The organism is Psychroserpens mesophilus, assembly GCF_050617655.1.
Lineage (GTDB): Bacteria > Bacteroidota > Bacteroidia > Flavobacteriales > Flavobacteriaceae > Psychroserpens > Psychroserpens mesophilus_A.
The window spans coordinates 1-363 of the sequence record NZ_JBODQC010000073.1 but is presented as its reverse complement, the minus strand read 5'-3'; the positions used below and the strand labels follow the sequence as shown (position 1 = coordinate 363).

Here is a 363-nt window from a genome sequence, read left to right as displayed (position 1 = left end):
AGGATAGCCTGAATGATTTTATTTCGGACGGCAAAAAAACCTGGCGCCTGGTGCGGAACCGGATTGCCGAGGTATTTGATAAAAATAACCCGGAGCTGCAAGAACACGAAGCGCATCGCAAAACCGTGTTGTTCGACATGGATGAAATTGAGATGCAATTGCCCGTGCAGATTGGCGGTTACACGGATTTCTATTCGAGCAAGGAACACGCCACAAATGTGGGCAGCATGTTCCGTGATCCGGATAATGCCCTGTTGCCGAACTGGCTGCACATCCCGGTGGGGTACCACGGCAGGAGTTCCACAATCGTACCCAGCGGGACGCCCGTGCGACGCCCCAATGGACAAACCCTGCCCAAGGATT

The 363-nt window shown here is 53.4% G+C and carries 1 pseudogene; it reads left to right on the top strand.

Annotation, left to right across the window (positions count from 1 at the left end):
* Positions 1-363 (top strand): annotated as a pseudogene (locus tag ACRHNM_RS16385) (fumarylacetoacetase); the annotation flags it as partial.